The organism is Streptomyces sp. V3I7, assembly GCF_030817495.1.
Classification (GTDB): Bacteria; Actinomycetota; Actinomycetes; order Streptomycetales; family Streptomycetaceae; genus Streptomyces.
The window spans coordinates 4,961,228-4,977,567 of sequence record NZ_JAUSZK010000001.1 but is presented as its reverse complement, the minus strand read 5'-3'; the positions used below and the strand labels follow the sequence as shown (position 1 = coordinate 4,977,567).

17 protein-coding genes are annotated in these 16,340 nt (G+C 67.1%); 8 read left to right on the top strand and 9 right to left on the bottom strand.

Going from position 1 to position 16,340, the window contains the following annotated elements; genetic code table 11:
* Positions 1-57: 57 nt before the first annotated feature.
* From QFZ74_RS23355 to QFZ74_RS23345, 3 genes are all read left to right on the top strand, one after another.
* On the top strand, positions 58-486 hold the full coding sequence (locus QFZ74_RS23355; protein ID WP_307622766.1) for a hypothetical protein: 429 nt from the start codon (positions 58-60) through the stop codon (positions 484-486).
* Positions 487-772: 286 nt separating this feature from the next.
* Positions 773-1,186: a hypothetical protein gene (locus QFZ74_RS23350; RefSeq protein ID WP_307622765.1), complete on the top strand. Its 414-nt coding sequence runs from the start codon at positions 773-775 to the stop codon at positions 1,184-1,186.
* Between the two features lies 1 nt (position 1,187).
* Positions 1,188-1,841: an SUKH-4 family immunity protein gene (locus QFZ74_RS23345; protein ID WP_307622764.1), complete on the top strand. Its 654-nt coding sequence runs from the start codon at positions 1,188-1,190 to the stop codon at positions 1,839-1,841.
* 75 nt (positions 1,842-1,916) lie between these two features.
* On the opposite strand, the gene QFZ74_RS23340 is transcribed toward QFZ74_RS23345, so the two are convergent.
* On the bottom strand, positions 1,917-2,423 hold the full coding sequence (locus QFZ74_RS23340; protein WP_307622763.1) for a hypothetical protein: 507 nt from the start codon (positions 2,421-2,423) through the stop codon (positions 1,917-1,919).
* Positions 2,424-2,712: 289 nt separating this feature from the next.
* Here QFZ74_RS23340 and QFZ74_RS23335 point away from each other — a divergent pair, with 289 nt between their 5' ends.
* The 4 genes from QFZ74_RS23335 to QFZ74_RS23320 all read left to right on the top strand — a co-directional run bounded on the left by QFZ74_RS23335 (position 2,713) and on the right by QFZ74_RS23320 (position 7,667).
* The gene (locus tag QFZ74_RS23335; RefSeq protein WP_307622762.1) at positions 2,713-4,809 is read left to right on the top strand and encodes an ATP-binding protein; all 2,097 of its coding nucleotides are present in this window, start codon (positions 2,713-2,715) and stop codon (positions 4,807-4,809) included.
* A gap of 78 nt (positions 4,810-4,887) precedes the next feature.
* Positions 4,888-6,312 carry an SUKH-4 family immunity protein gene (locus tag QFZ74_RS23330; RefSeq protein WP_307622761.1) on the top strand — a complete coding sequence of 475 codons (1,425 nt, stop codon included), beginning with the start codon at positions 4,888-4,890 and terminating at the stop codon, positions 6,310-6,312.
* A gap of 93 nt (positions 6,313-6,405) precedes the next feature.
* Positions 6,406-6,741, top strand: a complete 336-nt coding sequence (locus tag QFZ74_RS23325; RefSeq protein ID WP_307622760.1) for a hypothetical protein — start codon at positions 6,406-6,408, stop codon at positions 6,739-6,741.
* A gap of 122 nt (positions 6,742-6,863) precedes the next feature.
* The gene (locus tag QFZ74_RS23320; RefSeq protein WP_307622759.1) at positions 6,864-7,667 is read left to right on the top strand and encodes a hypothetical protein; all 804 of its coding nucleotides are present in this window, start codon (positions 6,864-6,866) and stop codon (positions 7,665-7,667) included.
* Between the two features lie 132 nt (positions 7,668-7,799).
* On the opposite strand, the gene QFZ74_RS23315 is transcribed toward QFZ74_RS23320, so the two are convergent.
* Positions 7,800-8,231 carry a hypothetical protein gene (locus QFZ74_RS23315; protein WP_307622758.1) on the bottom strand — a complete coding sequence of 144 codons (432 nt, stop codon included), beginning with the start codon at positions 8,229-8,231 and terminating at the stop codon, positions 7,800-7,802.
* Positions 8,232-8,364: 133 nt separating this feature from the next.
* Here QFZ74_RS23315 and QFZ74_RS23310 point away from each other — a divergent pair, with 133 nt between their 5' ends.
* The gene (locus QFZ74_RS23310; protein WP_307622757.1) at positions 8,365-9,063 is read left to right on the top strand and encodes a hypothetical protein; all 699 of its coding nucleotides are present in this window, start codon (positions 8,365-8,367) and stop codon (positions 9,061-9,063) included.
* Positions 9,064-9,097: 34 nt separating this feature from the next.
* Here the strand turns inward: QFZ74_RS23310 and QFZ74_RS23305 are convergent, their stop codons facing one another.
* The 7 genes from QFZ74_RS23305 to QFZ74_RS23275 all read right to left on the bottom strand — a co-directional run bounded on the left by QFZ74_RS23305 (position 9,098) and on the right by QFZ74_RS23275 (position 16,338).
* Positions 9,098-9,718 (bottom strand): hypothetical protein, encoded by a 621-nt coding sequence (locus QFZ74_RS23305; protein WP_307622756.1) that lies wholly within the window; start codon positions 9,716-9,718, stop codon positions 9,098-9,100.
* A gap of 336 nt (positions 9,719-10,054) precedes the next feature.
* Complete coding sequence (locus QFZ74_RS23300) at positions 10,055-10,699, bottom strand: hypothetical protein (RefSeq protein WP_307622755.1); 645 nt, start codon at positions 10,697-10,699, stop codon at positions 10,055-10,057.
* Positions 10,700-10,739: 40 nt separating this feature from the next.
* The gene (locus QFZ74_RS23295; RefSeq protein ID WP_307622754.1) at positions 10,740-11,435 is read right to left on the bottom strand and encodes a hypothetical protein; all 696 of its coding nucleotides are present in this window, start codon (positions 11,433-11,435) and stop codon (positions 10,740-10,742) included.
* 34 nt (positions 11,436-11,469) lie between these two features.
* The gene (locus tag QFZ74_RS23290; RefSeq protein WP_307622753.1) at positions 11,470-12,750 is read right to left on the bottom strand and encodes a hypothetical protein; all 1,281 of its coding nucleotides are present in this window, start codon (positions 12,748-12,750) and stop codon (positions 11,470-11,472) included.
* Positions 12,750-13,064 (bottom strand): hypothetical protein, encoded by a 315-nt coding sequence (locus QFZ74_RS23285; RefSeq protein WP_307622752.1) that lies wholly within the window; start codon positions 13,062-13,064, stop codon positions 12,750-12,752. Before QFZ74_RS23285 ends, QFZ74_RS23290 begins: the two co-directional genes overlap by 1 nt.
* A gap of 364 nt (positions 13,065-13,428) precedes the next feature.
* On the bottom strand, positions 13,429-14,718 hold the full coding sequence (locus QFZ74_RS23280) for a S8 family serine peptidase (protein WP_307622751.1): 1,290 nt from the start codon (positions 14,716-14,718) through the stop codon (positions 13,429-13,431).
* A gap of 90 nt (positions 14,719-14,808) precedes the next feature.
* Positions 14,809-16,338 (bottom strand): WXG100 family type VII secretion target, encoded by a 1,530-nt coding sequence (locus QFZ74_RS23275; protein ID WP_307622750.1) that lies wholly within the window; start codon positions 16,336-16,338, stop codon positions 14,809-14,811.
* Positions 16,339-16,340 lie beyond the last annotated feature (2 nt).

Here is a 16,340-nt window from a genome sequence, read left to right as displayed (position 1 = left end):
CATCCTCAATCCGTCGGTAGGCAAACAAGGTTGACACCTGAGCAAGCAGTTGGGCGAGTGGATGCGTGGCTGGCAGAGCCGCACCGGCTGCACGACACTCTTGCCGTCCGCGGTGAGGCCGGGGCAGACAAGACGGCGCTGCTGCTGGAACTGTCGGTACGAATGCCTGACGCCGTCTACGTGGAGTGCTGTGGCTTGACTGCTGACGAGGTCGCACACCGCTTGCTGACGGCGTGTGGCGTAACCGGTCGTCCGGAAAGCCTCGCTGCGGGCGCCCAGCGGATCAACAGCGGTGGGGTCGCCCTCCTCGCGAACGTCCAGTGGGCGGACCAGTACGTCACCTCGAACGAAGCGAAGAGGATCACTCAACGGGTAACCCGTACCCTCCAGCAGTTCTCCCGCCCTGATGTGCGGTTCGTGGTGGAACGGTCTGCTGACAGAGGCGGAGCTGTGCCGCTGCCTCGGCATCCGCGTATCACACGGTGAGCTGGAGGAACTCACGGAAGCCCTCGGGGGCTTCCTCGCCGTCTCCGAAGAGCCCGGCGGGGAAAGGGCGATCGGGTTTCAGGCGGAGTCCGATCGTCATCGCATTCGGCACCTTCGCCCCGTCGATCAGAGGTCCTTCCTCCACTCACTCCTGCGACCGCTCAAGACGGCGGGAGCATGGACCGGCACCGAGGCCGGCCCATTGGGGGCGTACGCGGCACAGGCGGCAAGCATCCACGCCGCCCATGCGGGCCTCCTCGGAGACCTGCTGCAAGACGGCCCCGTCTTGGCGAACCTCGATGCGAGGGGTCTCCTGCGGGGGCTTGCCGCCGCGTGGCCCCAGGGCATCCCGCAACGCGGCGTTGCCATGGACATTCACTATCTGGAGCAACTGGGCGTGACGTCCACTCCGCATGATGAGTGGGTGGCGTGGCTGCACCACTGCGCGGTCGGTCGCGGCGATGAACAGCTCGCCCGCTCGATCGTCGCCGAGTCAGGCGTCACACTCCCGTGGCGGACGGTCTGGAGCAACTGCCGCCCGTTCGGAACGTTCGGCCCCTTCAGTAAGCAGGCACCCGCACGGCCGTACGCATCGCCGAAAGCGGCCCCCGGAGGGCAAGACCTCGCCGGCCTGCTGGCAGCGAGCGACTCCTGGGAGTTTCCTGAACTCGCCCCGCCCGTCCGGCCCGTTCGCTGTTGAAGTGAACGTAGTACCCCGACAGCAACCGCATCTGTCGGCGCTGCCAGCTCCCTTCGTCGGCCCCGTGACTCAGGCAGCCGTCTGGAACTGTCCTGCGGAAGCTCTGGCTGAGGACGCACCCACGCGGCCCTGGCTGGAGTCCACGTTCGGGCAGGGCACTTGCCGTCGCCTGCCCCAGGAGGGATTGCCACCCGGCCTCCGCGCCCCGGACACCCGGCACTTCCTCACATCAGTCGGACTGCCCGCACTGCCGGACCAACTCCCCTTCGTCCACACGGCAGAACTGCACCAGACCGGGCTGGCTGAAGTCCCGTGGCCCACGGACGCCCCGCTGCCCGACAGCGAAGGCCCCTTCTACCGCATCGGAGAATGGACCAACGGGAACGTCCTCCTCGACGGAGACACCGGCGCCGTCGTCCAGGACTACAGCACCGGCTACTCCTCTGTGACCCTCGCGACGAGCCTGCGGCAGTTCTGCATCCTCCTCCGCCTCTACCACGAGTTCCTGATCAGCGACTTCAATACCACCGACGAACAGAAGGACGCCCGCAGCAGCCTGTGGCAGTGGGCGGAGGAGATCGATCCGGTGGTCGAGGACGCCGACCACTGGGAGCACGTACCCGACGGCGACTTGGACACTTGGGGCACCGAGTGAGGGGCTGTTCGGCCGCGCATAGCGGCGCTGTCGCTCGGCAGACCAGCGCCTATCCCGCCCCCGTGTCCCCCGCGCTCAGACCTTCGTGAAGCACAGCGTGTAGTCGAGCTGATGAAGGTCGTGGTACTGGATGCCGTAGTCGTACTTCGACGGGCAGTCCAGGTCGTCGCCGTACTGCTTGTCACCCGTCTTGTACTCGGCCTCGGGCGAGTCGCAGTCGACGATCGTGGGCATCGGATCGCCCTGGGGGTCCTTCACCTTGACGCAGTCGCCGACTTCCGGTTCGTGCTTCGCGTCCTCCTTGGCCTGCGCGGAGGCCGAAGCCTGGGCCTTGGCCTTGCCGCCCGTGGGGCTGGTGTTGTAGTCCCACACGTAGTAGACCAGCGCGCCGAAGACCACCGCGACGATCAGGACGGACTTCAGTACGCGGAGCGGGCCACCGGGCTGCTGCGGCCTGCGCGGCGGCTGGGGCTGCTGCGGCGCTCCGTACGGCTGCTGCTGCCCGTACGGCGCCTGCGGTTGCTGCGGCTGCCCGTACGGCTGCTGCGGCTGGTTCTGGTACGGCGGCGGAGTTGCGGACATGCCTGGGAATCCCCCGTGGTCGACTGCATGCTTCAAGATCAACGCGAAGTTGACAGGTACAGGCTGTCCATAGCGGTCGTCACCCTTCGCACCGGCCTGGTTGCAGCCGCAACACGTGTGCCCATTCAACACGGCAGCTGCGCCAGCGCAGTTGAGTCAGTACCGCTGCCGACAGCCCCCTCGTCCGAACCGCACCTCGCCCACCTGCGATCTCAGCCTAGGATCGTTGTCGTACGCGAATGAGTCCGCGACGGCTAAGCCCGCGACGGCGGAGGACGGGGACCGACCCATGACCGGCTCGACCGAGGACTACGCACCGCACCCTCACATAGGCGGCCGCACCGCCGTGCTGCGTGCGCTCGCCGCCTGGCGTGGGGCGGGGAGCCAGGATCCCACCGCTTCAGCCGAACCCGCCGCTTCAGCCGATGCCAGCGCATCCGCCGCTCCCAGCGGTCCCGACTCGTCCGGCATTCCCCGTGTGGCCCTCGTCACCGGCGGTTCCGGCAGCGGGCGTTCGCGGCTGCTCACCGGGTTTCTGATGCTGTGCGAGCCGGAGTTCCGCAAGCAACTGCCGCTGGACGAGATGGATCCGTCGACGGTGCCGCCGGAGTTGCCGGCGCCCGCCGTACCCGCCCCCGCCGGGCTGACCGCCGCGCAGGTGCTGTGGCTGCTCGCCGACCACTTCGACCTGAACGCCACCAGTGTCGAGGGCCTGTACGCCGAACTGGCCGCGCTGGAGCGGCCGGTGACCGTCGTCGTGCCCGACGTCGACCTCGCCGGACCCGTGCGCACCGCAGGCGAACCGGCCCGGCTCGTCAGGGAGTTGCTCATCCCGCTCGCCGCCATCGAGAGGGTGCGACTCCTCGCCGAGGTGCCGCGTCCGCTCGCCGCCGAGCTCGCCGGGAGTCTGCCGCCCGGCACCGTGCAGGTCATCGACCTCGACGCACCGGAGTGGGCCGACCCCGTGGGCCTCGTACTGCACGCCCAGGCGGCACTGAACCCGGAGTTCGGTGCGCCCGCGCTGCCGTTCACCGTCGACCCCGCGGCGCGCCTCGCCCTCGGCGCCGCCATCGGACGCCGGGCAGGCACCAGTCCGCTGGTCGTCCAACTCGCCGTCAACGGAATCCTGATGGCGCCCGAGGGCTTCGACCCGGCCGACGAGAGCCGGTTGCCGAGCTGCGTCGGCGAGGCCCTCGACCTGCACGCCGCGCGACTCGGCGCCGACCCGCAGACGCTGCGCCAGATGCTGGCTCCGCTCGCTCTCGCCGAGGGGGACGGCCTCCCCGTACACCTGTGGCTGCGCCTCGCGAGCGCCGTCGCCGAGCAGGACATGGGGCCCGCCATCGCGGACGGGATGCTGCTGGCCGCGCCCTTCATCCAGGTGGAGGAGCAGCAGGCCGGGGACGAGGACCAGGCCGCGGAGAAGGGCGAGGCCGCGGAGGAGGGCGAGGGCGGGCGTACCTTGCTCCGGCTGCTGCACCCGGCCGTCGCCGACGAGATCCGCGCCGGGCTGCCCGACGTACGCGCCGCCCAGACGCGGATGGCCATGGCGCTGCTGGAGGCGGTACCGGCGCAGGACTGGAGCAAGGCGGACCCGTACGTACGGGATCACATCGCCGGCCACACGCTGGAAGCGGGTCTGCTTCCCCAACTCCTCACGGACCCGAGCCTGTTCGTGTACGCCGATCCGGTGCCGCTGCGCGCCGCCGTCGAGGCCGTACCGCTGGAGCAGCTCGGCGCGCCCGCCCGCACGTACCTGCGTACGGCACCCCTGCTGACCCGTACCCAGGCGCCCGCCCTGCTGCGTGCCGCACTGCTGGAGACCGCGTTCGTCGAGGACGGACTGCCCGACTTCGCCGGCGCCGTGCACGGGCTCGGCCTCGATCTTCCCTGGCAGACGCTGTGGAGCCTGCCCGTTCCCGGCGTCAGCGCCGTGACCGTCGGCACTCTTCCGCGCCCCGAAGGGCCGGCCGCGCCGGTCGCAGTCCTCGTCGTACCCGCGGAGGGCGCCGCTCCGGCGGAACCCACTGGCGAGGAGGAGGCGGCCCCGGCCGAAGAGGTACGGCACTCCGCGGTCCTCGTCCACGGTCTGGTCCAGCCGGACGCCCTGGACGACCCCGCGCCCGACCCCGCGCAGATCCTCCGCCCGTCGGAGGAGGAACGGATCGCTGCCCCGCTGGGAATGAGCCGGGGCGCTGACTACATACGTGTCTGGGACCGCGCGAGCCAGGAGATCGTGGCCGCGCTGATCTCCGACACCCCGTTCACCGGCGCCGACCTCTCCCCCGACGGCATCCTCCTGGTCGCCACCGACCGCGGGGCGAAGGCCCTCCGCATCCTCCCGGAGCCCCGGGCGGCCGAGGCGGACCCGGCGATAGCCTCGTAGCCGCGGACGGCACTGGTCCTCCTCTCTCCCCCACACATCCCGCAGATCCGATCTCTCGACCACCGAAGGAGCCTCCTCGTGATCAGCCAGGAGCAGGCGTTCGCCGTCGCCGACCGTTGGCTCAACCCGGAAGGCTCGGCGGCTCCGCGCCGCGAGGTCAGGATGCAGGAGTTCGACCTCGGGTGGGTCGTGTGGGCCGCCCCCGCTGAGCCCGAGCGTGACCCGGAGACCGGGGAGCGGCGCCCGCCCGCCTCGATCGGCGACGCCTGCGGGGTCGTCGACCGCCGCAGCGGCGAGCTGACCGTCTGGCCGTCGGTGCCGGTCGAGGAGGTCGTACGGATGTATCAGCAGAAGCACGGTCCCGCGGCGCAGGGCGCGGGCCACGGCGAGGGCGCGGGCGCGGGCGCGGGCGCGGGCCGCGGCGAGGGCGAGGGTAAAGGCCAGGGCGGGGGCGAGCGCGCCGGAGCCAGCGGCGGCTCGCCGGAAGGCGGTCGTCCGGTCACCGGCCCCGGCAACACCGCCGTCTTCACCTACACCGACCCGGCCAGCGGCGAGGAGACCACCCTCTTCCGCAATTCCGGCCCCGGTCTGCCGCCGGCCGAGTACCAGGCGTGGGGCGAGCTGCAGCGCATGAACGTGCCCGACGCCGATGTCATCGCCGTCCACACCGACCTGCGCCCGAGCCTGCTCCCCGGCGGCTACACCGCCGAGCTCCTCAACCGGTTCCGCAACGCCAGCCTGTCCTGCTCGCAGAACTACGGCGCCCGTCCCGAGGACCGCGCCGAAGGCGTCGCCGCGCTCATCGAGCAGGTCGACGCACTGCACCGGATGGCCGGCCAGACGCCGCCGCCCCGCCCGCACCGCGTCCCGCTGCCCACGCCGGTCACGCCCGCGGAACCGATGCGTGACGTGGCCCTCGGCCGCCACCTCACGGAGACCTTCGGCCAGGACGGCGTACGACGCTACGACGCCGACGACGTCGCCGACACCCCGCTGCCCGAGGCCACCAGGTCCACGCTGACCTGGGCCGGTCTCCCCGCCGACCTCCCGCTCCTCTTCACCGCCGACCGGCCCGACAACCCGCCCGCAGGCGGCCTGTTCACGGACGTCGCCACCAACCTGCGCGAACGCCGCAGCCCGGCCGGCGAGGAGAAGATCAACGCCCTGTCGTACCTGGTGCGGATCGGCTTCGACGGGGTCGCGGTCATCGCGGTGCAGTGCCAGCCGGGTTCGGGGCAGCCGGACGGCCTCGGCGCGCTGTGGGCCATCGACCCGGTGAACGCGTCAGCCCGTTACGTCAATATCTCGGCCGCCGCCTTCGCCCGCTCCCTCGCCGTCCTCGCCGCCGCGCGGAACCGGATGCGGGGCATGGATCCGGTCGCGGCGGGCGCGGAAGTCGCTTCGTTGCAGGAGCAGTTGGCCGCCATCGACCCCTCTGCCCTGGGGACACCGGCGACTTGGTGGTCGCTGATCGTCGACCAGATGTGGGACGGGCTCTTCTGACACCCCTGCCACGAGAAGATCAAGAGCAGACGCGCGAAGACCCGTGAGAAGACCGGTGAGAAGACCCGCGAGAAGGAAGAAGGAGAGCCACGCATGACGTCGGACAGCCCAGCCGCGCCGCCCACCACTCCCGAAGAGGCCGCCGACATCGTCCGCAGCCGCTACGCCCAGCCGAAGCTGCCCGACGGCAGCCCGGCCCAACTGCGCGTCGAGGAGTTCGACATCGGCTACCTGGTGTACCCGGAACCCCCGCCTGTCACCAGGGCCACCGGCCCCAACGGGGCTCCGCTCGCCCCCTCTTCGCCGGGTGGCAGCAAGATCGTGGTGTCGAAGGCCACCGGGGAGACGGTCACCGTCCCCAACTTCCCCTCCGAGGCGGCCATCGCGCTGTACCGCCGACAGCAGCAGGGGCGCCACCCCGGCTCGTAGCCGAAGAGCAGTGAGGGGCAGTCGGCGAGCCGCCTCGGCCGCGTCGAACTCTCCGCCGGACCGGCACCCACCCTGCCCCCTTCCCCGTCCCCATCGCCGCCGCCTCACCCCACGGGAAGCCAATGAGCCAGCCGCAGTTCCAGCCGCCACCGCACAACCCGTACAACCCCTACCTCCAGCCTGCGCCGCCCCAGCAGCAACCGGGCTTCGGCCAGCCGCCCGTACCCCAGCAGCAGCCGATACCGACGGGGGTACCGACCGCTCCGGCCCAGCCCCCGTCATATCCCGGTACGCCCCCGCCCGTCCATGCCCAGCCGCCCGTGCAGGCCGGTGCGATGCCACCCGCGCCTCCTCAGCCCCTGGCGTTCCCCGGGCCCGGGCCCATGCCGGCCCCAGCCCAGCCGCCGATGTATCCGCCGCACCCCGCGCCGGCGTACCAGGTCTCCCCCATGGGCCAGCCGGCCAGTGGCGACGGGCAGCCGGTGGGCGCCGTACTCCTCGGACTCCTGGCCTCGGTCATCGTCTCGCTGCTCTACACCGGCCTCATCCTGGCGGTGTACAAGGACCTGTCGAGCACCTCGGCGTACGTCCTCTACATCGCCCACGCGTTCATCAACGGAGCGGTCGTCGGCGCGCTGGCAGGTCAGGTGGGCCGCAGCAGCGGCGGGGCCCGGGTGGGGGCGGCCATCATCGCGCCGGTGGGTGCATTCTTCGGCTACACCAACGCCATCCCGCTCATCATCGCTGACGGACGTACGCCCAGCGCCATCCAGTTCATGCTGGAGAGCGACCCCCTGCTCCCGGCCAAGGCCTGGTGGGGCTCCTCGGCCGGCAGCACGGTGGTCTCGCTGATCGGCCTGGTGGTCGCCGCGGTCGCCGCGTGGAGCATCGCCTACGCCATCGGGAACCGGAACCACCAGGCCTGAACGGCCTGACTGGCCTGGCCGACCTGACGAGCTCAGGTCGGTTGGGGTCGGGTCGGTTGGGGTCGGGTCGGTTGGGGTCGGGTCGGTTGGGCTCGGGTCATTTGGGGTTGGGTGAGTTGGTGCCGGGTCAGGTCAGTAGAGCGAGAACCCGCCGCTGTGCCGCCCGGTGCTCTTCCTCCCCGCCTGCGAGGCCTCCCCTACCGAACGCGCCGGCGAGGACGACGCCGACGAGGCCCCACCGCTCGGCGTCGCCGCCTCCTCGTGACGGATCTTCTCCCGCTCCTCCTCGGGGAGCGCGTCCCACTGGCCTCGCAGGGACGCCATCCCCGCACCCAGGGTGTGTGCCGCCGCGGGGTCGTCCAGTGCGTCGCGCAGGGCGAGGCGTCCGGAGAGCAGCCGCTTCGCCACGTCCTGGAGCTCCTTGCCAGCGCCGTCGGTATGCGTCACCTTTCGCAGGGCGGAGTTCAGGGACCGTATCTGCTCCGGCTCGAGCGCCTCGTCCAGAACACCACGGTCCTGCGAAGAGCCCTGCGGATCCGGTGAGTTGTCGGCTTGCCTGGTCATGTCGCGCTCCTCGCGTCTCCTCGCCTCTCGTCCTCGCAGTATCCCCGACGCCGACAACACCTGACTGCGAAGTGCGGAGCACGGAGTGCGCGATTGTCCTCCCCTCCCTGCCCGTTGGGGCGACAGGGGTGCCATGCTGACGCAACTGACCGAACAGGAGAGGGACACCATCGTCATGGCTCGTACGCAAGGCACCGCACAACGCTCCGCGATCGACCGCTTCCTGCTCGGCCTCGTCTCCAGAACCTTCGGACGCCTCGGCCGAGCGGGCGGCCTGGTGTTCCTCCTCGCCGGCCTCATAGTGAGCGGCCTCGGCGCGTACCAAGGGGCGTACGCGGCGGGCTGGGCGGGCACACACGGCACCCTGACCGTCGAGCGGTGCGAGGTGAGTTACCTCAACAACGCCTCCCGCAGCAGCCGAAAGAACCGCCGGCCCATCCGCTGCCACGGCACCTTCGTCTCGGAGGACGGCAAGAGCAAGGACACCAACGCCGCCGTACAGCTCCGGGCGCGCCTCGCGCAGGGCACGCAACTGCCGGTGCAGCAGACGGACGCGCCGACGGGCACGAACGGCACGGACGGCGACTACGTCGCCACCGGCTTGGACCGCGCCCTGCGATGGTTCTCCTGCTTCTTCGGCGGCTGGGTCCTCACCGCTCTCGGCGTCTTCTGCCTCGCCACCGGCTACGCCCCCTTCGGCCGCAGCCGCATCACCTTCGACGCGGCCTGGAAGCTGTCGGGTGCGGGAGCGACGCGACCGGCTGTGGTGGGACTGATCGGCGTAGGACTGGTGGGAGCCGTGGCGCTGTTCCTGGTCAGCTACTTCTTCTGATCGTTTACGGGCGGCCGGGCCGGTGATCCGCGACTCAACTCAGGGTCGCGGAGACGAAGTAGGAGACGAGCATCCCTCCGAGCCCGACCAGGAACAGCACCTTGCGCACGCGCCCGGCCGTCGTCCCCTTGATCTCGGAACTGGCCAGCATCAGTGCCCGCGCTCGCTCCCTCGTACCGGCGAGCCCCAGCGGCTGAATCCCCGTAGCGAGGAACGGCACCGCGAGCGCGGAGAAGGCCACCCCGCCGAACACCATCAGCACACCCCGGGCGATCCCCTTGCCGCCGGAGAGCTCGTACGTGGAACCCGATTGATGAACCCGAAGCTTCTCACCGACCGCGATCTCGGTGGCCTGGCCGCCCCGGTACTCGGCGTTCTCCACCGCCTCCCCGCCCCCGTCCGGCCGGAACGTCCCTGAGCAGCGCGAGTCGTCGAGGGGTTGGCCCGTACGGTCCTGCATCCAGCACCGCTCAACGGTGAGAGTGCCCTGCACGCTCTGCACCCCGGCAGCGGAGAGCATCATGCTGACCCCGCCGCCACAGATCCCCAAGGCGAGGAGCAGCAGCACGCCCCCGAACAACCGCCCGCCCAGCCCACGAGCCGGCGACGGGGCAGCCGCAGTCTCACCGAGCGCGAGGTCGGGAAGCTCTGTCACAGCCCGGGTCTCCTTCTCGACATGGACGACATGGATGACGTACGTACCCCGGCAACCGGAGTAGGCAAAGCTCAGGAGCCCTCAAGGGACGCCAGCGCGAAGGCCAACGGCAGCGTGGCAACGGCAAGCGCAAGCCCCGCGGCCGACATCCGTTCCCCTTAGTGCCAGCAGGGATGTCTTCCGTCAGCGCCGTGCAGGGCCGGACGATCCCGTAACCGTATTCGCCGTCCGGCTCCTTCAACTCTTTATGGTGCGCGAAGTTAGCCGACTTGATCAGGCGGTTGATGTCTTGGCCCGCTGTAAGATTCAGGACGAAAGAGGCTGATTCACTGCTAACTACCCACCCCACAGCAGAATTGGCTTCCGCCAATTTCGCCTATTGATACCTGCCTGCTCCGCCCGAGCAATCCGCTCCTCGCCAGCCTGCTCACGCTTGGAGGCCAGCTTGTCCCAATCTGCAGGATTCAGAAAGAACATTGCACTGCTGCCGGGCACGACCATCACCCCTCCGAAAACGAGGTCCCCCGCAACCCAAACCCCGTCCTCCGTCCCCTCTGGCCAACGGCGGCGTCCGGCCGCATTGATCGCCTTCATCATGGGAGCTCCATGCTCGCCCCGGGTGGGAATCTTGAGCTCATAAACGTTGCCGTACTCGGTCCACAACGAGCTCTTCTTCATCACCCGCGCTTGGAATTGAAGAGGATAGTGATCCAGCACCTTGCGGCATTGCACCAGGCGGACGCCACCCCAAAGACGGTACACGGTAAGGACCAGCAAAAACACTGCAGGGACGATGGGCAACACCAAGAAAACAGTGTTCGGGGCACCAGCCTTAAACAGCACCACCGGTACAGCAATGAGCACTGCGCTGATAAATATCCTCACAGCAAGAAGCTTGAGCAGGGCGATGAAATTTCGCTTCATCACCTGATCAACATTCATGGCCTCGGGTGTGTTCGTATGCGGAGACGTCGCCGACATATCCTCTCCTTCTATGTCCCAGATTCGACAGGACTTTCAGCTAACCGAAGTCATTCCAAATCGCATCAATAGCTGTAGATCCAGGCGTCGCGCTGCCGTTGCCTGCAGCATCGGTAAGTGTGGGATCAGTGAACGACATAGTGTGCGCGATGCCGACAAGCACATCACGATAGGAATCAGCAAGATCCACCGCGGACGTCACCAACTGCAGCAGGAAGATGTCCCGGCCCCTCGGGTCCGCAACTGCGACCGTCCCCTGCCACACCGGGGGCATGTCACTTCCCTCAGGCGTCCCACCCTGCGTCGGCATGCGTCGCCTCTTCTCCGCAAGGAACCCCGTCCCACACGGCAGCTCCAGAGGCCGCATACCTTCGTCCGACCGGTCGGTGACGCATCCCGCAAGGCTCGCGACTACGAGCTTGGCGTTGGCATCGGCCACCGGAACGGCTGAAATCGTAAGGACGGAAGAGGTAAACCCGTCAGACTCATCCGGGTGCAGTCCCATTGCGCACCCCAGCACGTTCTGCGCATTCAGCAGGCACACCACGCCAGCATAGAACCGCACCACGCGTTCCGCGGAGTCGCGCGACTCCTCCGGCAGGCTGAGTACCTGCTGGATCAGTTCCACGACGTTTTCGAAGGGCGGGTTGAGATCCAGTTGCAGGTAACCATGCGGGAGTCCGTACCAAACTACGGGCTTCAACCAGCTCCCTGTTTCAGTGAAGACATCGGTCACTGCACGATCCGCCCTTCAGGAGCAGTTGATTTCACTACAGCAACCCCACAAGACCGGCCATGTCGTGCAGCGTGACAGCCGCCTTCGTGCTCTCCGAGGTGTTGTGTTCGGTACCGCTATCAGAAACCAATCCAAAAGTCTCTGCGGACGACACCATATTCGCCGCGACATTTACGCCACTGGCACTGATGGCCGCCATCAACTTGCCCGACTCGCCAGCGCTTTCCCCTGCCAAACGCCAAGCATCGGTGGCCTCGCCCGCGGCGGTCTTCGAGAAGGCAGGAATAACCTCCCTGATAAAGGCACCAGTTTTTGCGGTGTTTGACAGTGCTACGCCCATCCTGCCAGCCATGCTCACACCCTCGGTTACTTCCTTAGCTGCCAGCCCAAGGGCCTTCCCACCCGGGATCATACCGACCGTGTCACCGGCGACTGATGCCCACGCAGAGAACGTGTCCATGCCGCTTCCGCCACCGAGCAAGTCACTTCTGAACTTCGCATCGGCCAAGTTCTTGGACATGGACGCCGCACTAGCCACCACCGCAATACCGGCGAACAACGGAGTCAGCGGCGTAGGGAAGAGCGCCAGCAGACCGGCGATGGCACCAATGGTCCCCGCGTGGTCCAGCAGGAACTTGCCAGTTGCCTTGAGCCCGTCCCAAATGGCATCGACTGCCTTGCTCAGCCAGCCTGGCTCCTGAGGCGCCAACTTGTCCGTTGCGTCATCGAGCGACTCGGCCACCGTCTCGGCATCGTCCGCGTGTGCGGTCTCCAGCACCTCAGCCTTGCGTATGACGTCGTTGTATTCGTTGTTCGCCAGGTTCAGCGCAACAGTGGCTTCGTTGAGGCTGCGTTCAGCCGCCCGCAGCCGCTCTGTCGCTACATCGGCCTCTTCCTGACTGGAGAACTGCTGGCCGGCGAGCTTGAGGTCTGGGTGGTGCTCCGCCTGGGCATGACGTTCCTTGGCCGATGCGACCGCGGACTTCTTCTCGGCTGCCGCGTTGTCGTACTTCTGCGCCAGGTCACGGTTGGACGTCAGGTACCCGTCCCAGTTCCCCAGTTGCGCCGCAGCCTTCTCCAAAGAGCGGGCAGCGTTCTTGATGTACGTCTCAAGATCGCCGTTGATCGCTTTACGGAAGGCCTTCGCCGCGTCCCCCTCCCAGTAGCTGCTCTCACCGCTCAGTCGTGAAAGCTGGGCATGGCAGTTACGCAGCGAGACGGCAGCCGAAGAGACCTTCTGCCGCAGCGCGTTGACTTCGCCGGGAATTCCCGGTACAGGGTTCCAGCCGAGATTGGGATACGGATTCGTCGCCATTACTTTGCATCCCCTCGACCGGTCGAACACTGCTTAAAGGCCGTCTTCAGGGATTCCTCGACCTCTTCGTAACCCTTCTTGTTCGACTTCACGCCCTCACTAATGGCATCTACCATCTTCTTGGTCTGCTCAGATCCATACTTCCAGCGTTCCTGGAAACTGTCACATGCCTCGTCCAGGCGCTTGGTACCGATCTGGTCAGAACGGACGTGAACCAGAGCAGTCCTCGCGTCGTTCAGATCTCGAATACAGCCCTCGAGAGTCTTAATGAACTGCTCCAGTTGAGCCGTGTCCGTCCTGAAGTACTCCCCCATGAATGGCTCCTTGAGTAAAGAATGGTGCGTTGGCCGAGTCAGTGTCAGCGGATTGATGCCCGTGCCATCTTGATGATCAGGCACGAGTCGAGGGAGCTGACCAAGAGATCCAGTCAAGAGAAGTCGGAAACTTCATGCTCACCCCCTCGAACTGAGGGCATTTGTTTTTACCGGACCGGGTCCGACGGGTTCTGGCTGTAAACGCTTGGAATCTGCTGTAGCTGCCCCTGAGAAATGGCTTACGTACGTACCCAACTGGCTGGGAGCCGCGGCGGGGAGCGGATGCTGAGCGGGCGGACACATGAGTGAGGTGCCCTTCGCCCGCCCTGATGGGAAGTTGCTCCTGCTGTCCTTGATTCGGCGGCTACTGCATGTAGGGGTTGCGCTGCTGCCCCTGCCCCGGAGGCGTCGGATGGCCCTGGCCGGCAGCTGAGTTCGGCTGGTGCCCCGCCGGCGGGTAGGACGGATAGCCCGGTCCCTGGGGAGGGAAGCCGCCGCCTGAGCCAGAGCCACCGTTACGACGGCTGCGGATCACCGCGAAGAGAATGGCAATGACGACCACGACGGCTGCGATGCCGCCGATGAGGAAGATGCTCCCAGAGGAAGACTTCGCCTCAGCCTTGCTGTCATTGCTTTCAGAACCGGCAGCGGAGTGCGCGGACTTGGACGGCACTGGCTGGGCAAGGGGGCCTTGCTTGGGGCCTGCGGGGATGTCCATCGTCAGCGCTGTACCCGGGCGGGCGATACCGTAGCCCAACTCACTGTCCGGAGCCTTCTTTCCCTTGTGTTGTAGGAAAGAGGCTGACTTGAGTAGGCGGTTGATGACTTGGCCTGCGGTGAGATCGGGATACTTGGAACGGATCAACGCGGCGATAGCGGAGACGTAGGCAGTGGCATTGGATGTGCCAGTGGCGTTCGCATAGCCGTTGGAAGTCGTAGGATCTGCTACTGGGACTTCCGCTCCAGGCGCCGCAAGGGTCACGCCCTTACCAGTGTTTGAGTCATTCCAGAAGTCCAAGTTCTTATCTAGTGCGGTCACGGCGACCACGCCTGGCAGTGCGGCCGGGTAACTGACCGTTCCCGCATCGTTACCTGTACCGGCCACAACTACGACATCATGCTTTTGGGCATATGCAATCGCCTCCGCGCGTGCCGTGCCCGGGACTGAACCGTCGTCATTGAACGAAAGGTTGATTACCTTTGCGCCTTGGTCTACCGCGTAGCGGACGCCCTCCGACCAGTTGCGCGACATTTGTCCGTCGACCTCAGCGCGCACTGGAAGGATCTTGGCCTTCGGCGCAAGCCCAATCACGCCTGCAGAGTTATTTACCCCATGTCCGTGACCAGCAATGAGACTCGCCATACCAGTCCCATGTCCATTGCTGTCCTCGTGAGGATCCCCACCATTGAAGTCCTTTCCTGGCAGTACTTGGCCTGTCAGGTCGGGATGCGTGGCATCCACACCAGTATCGATCACAGCCACGGTGACGCCCTCCCCTTCGGAGGTCTTCCAGACCTTCTCGGCGTCGTACACCGTTAGGGGCCACTGCGCATCCCGGATGTAATCCGCTGAGGCAATTGGGGCTGAAGTGAGGAGCAAGGCTCCTGTCAGTGCCACGACGCCGGTCGTGGACCAGGCTCGCTTGTAACCCAATTTCTTGCTCCTCACTCAACTGTGGCTGGGGACTTCAGCCTTCGTGCATAGGCGGGCGGCGGCGAGTCGCCGTCCAGCCCACTAGCCTGCTTACTCGATGGTCCGCGGTACGTTTCGGTTGCGGTCCTCTTCCGAGATCCAGGTCTCTTCATCCTCAACAAGGTAGTCGGGACGGTCCCCCCTGTTCTCGCCCTCGGAACGTCGCCCATCGCGACCGCCCGCACCGCCAGCCATGCCGCCAGCACCGCGCTGAGTCCCGCCGCGACTCCCATGCAGGCCGGCACCGCCACCCGTGCCCTTGCCTGAGACACCCTTGGCCGTACCGATAACACCGCCCCGGGATCGGGCGAGGGCCCCACGACCCGTGGTACCAGCACTGCCTCGGCCAGCGGCACCGACTCCACCGCCCATACCACCCATGCCAGCTCGGCCTCCAGCGCCGCGACCAGCCGCCGCGCCTCCGCCAGCCACGCCACCACGACCATTCGCGGCTGCGAAACCACCCCGTGCGGCCGCTCCGCTGCCGAGTCCGGATACTCCGCCAGGAGCCACGAGGCCCGGGCCCTGAGCCGCGCCGGCACCGATGCCACCACCCCCGCCGGTGACGCCTCCAGTGCTCATGCCGGGTCCGGTCCCCGTGAGACCGGGGGAGATGCTGTCTACCGTTGTCTTCGCCGTCGGAAGCTGCGAACCTCCCGTGATGCCGGGGTCACGCGGCACTGTAGGGGCTGGCTTGACGGTGGCGGTCGGGCCAGCGCTCCACGGCTTGGGCGGGGTACTTCCAGTACGTGGGCGTGAACTGCCAGCGGGAGGCATGGCGATGGGGGGAGGCATCGGCGTACTAGGGTTGGGGGGAGAGATCGGATCACGATCATTAACCGGCGGCGTTGGCTTCGCGTACGCCTTGTAGTTGGCCGCCAAGTCCTCCATGATCGCCACCCCCTTCAACTGCTCTTCCTTGCCCTTCGACAAGGAGTCGGCGTTGGCCTGGCGGGCGGCGTCCGTGCTCACACCCTTGTTGATGTCCTCAAGCAGCTGCTCGTCGCTGCGCCCGTCGTCCGTGAGTTTGTCCCACGCGCTGGACCAGCCGGACGGCACCTCGACGTCCCGCATCTTCTCCATGGAGTTCCGCAGGTCGTTCTGCACAGCGTGCATGGATTCCGCGTAATGGTTCGCCCACGCAGATCCGTTCCGGATGTTCTGCATGATCTCGTTGGCCTTCTTGCGGAACGCATCGGCCGCGTCGCCCTCCCAGTGCTCGAGAACGTTCTCAACGGCGCTCTGCATCATGCCCGCGACGCTGTCGCTCGCGGAAACCTGATCCACCCCACCGGTCTTACCGTCACCGTCACCGCCGGAGAGGATGTTGTGGACGGACTTCCAGTGCTGACTGACGTCGTAGATCCGACCCGGGTCCGCGTCCAGGATCATGGATCGCAGCTCAGGGATACTCAACTTCATGAACGGCGTGTCGAGCTTGCTGCGGTCCACACCGCCCTTGCCGCCATTAGGCAGCGATTCGAGCTTCTCGTCGTGCTTGTCCTGGATTCGCTGCTCTCGTGCTCGCTGCTGAGCCTTGATGTACTCAGGATTGTCGTAGTACCCGGCACCGTAGGCCATTT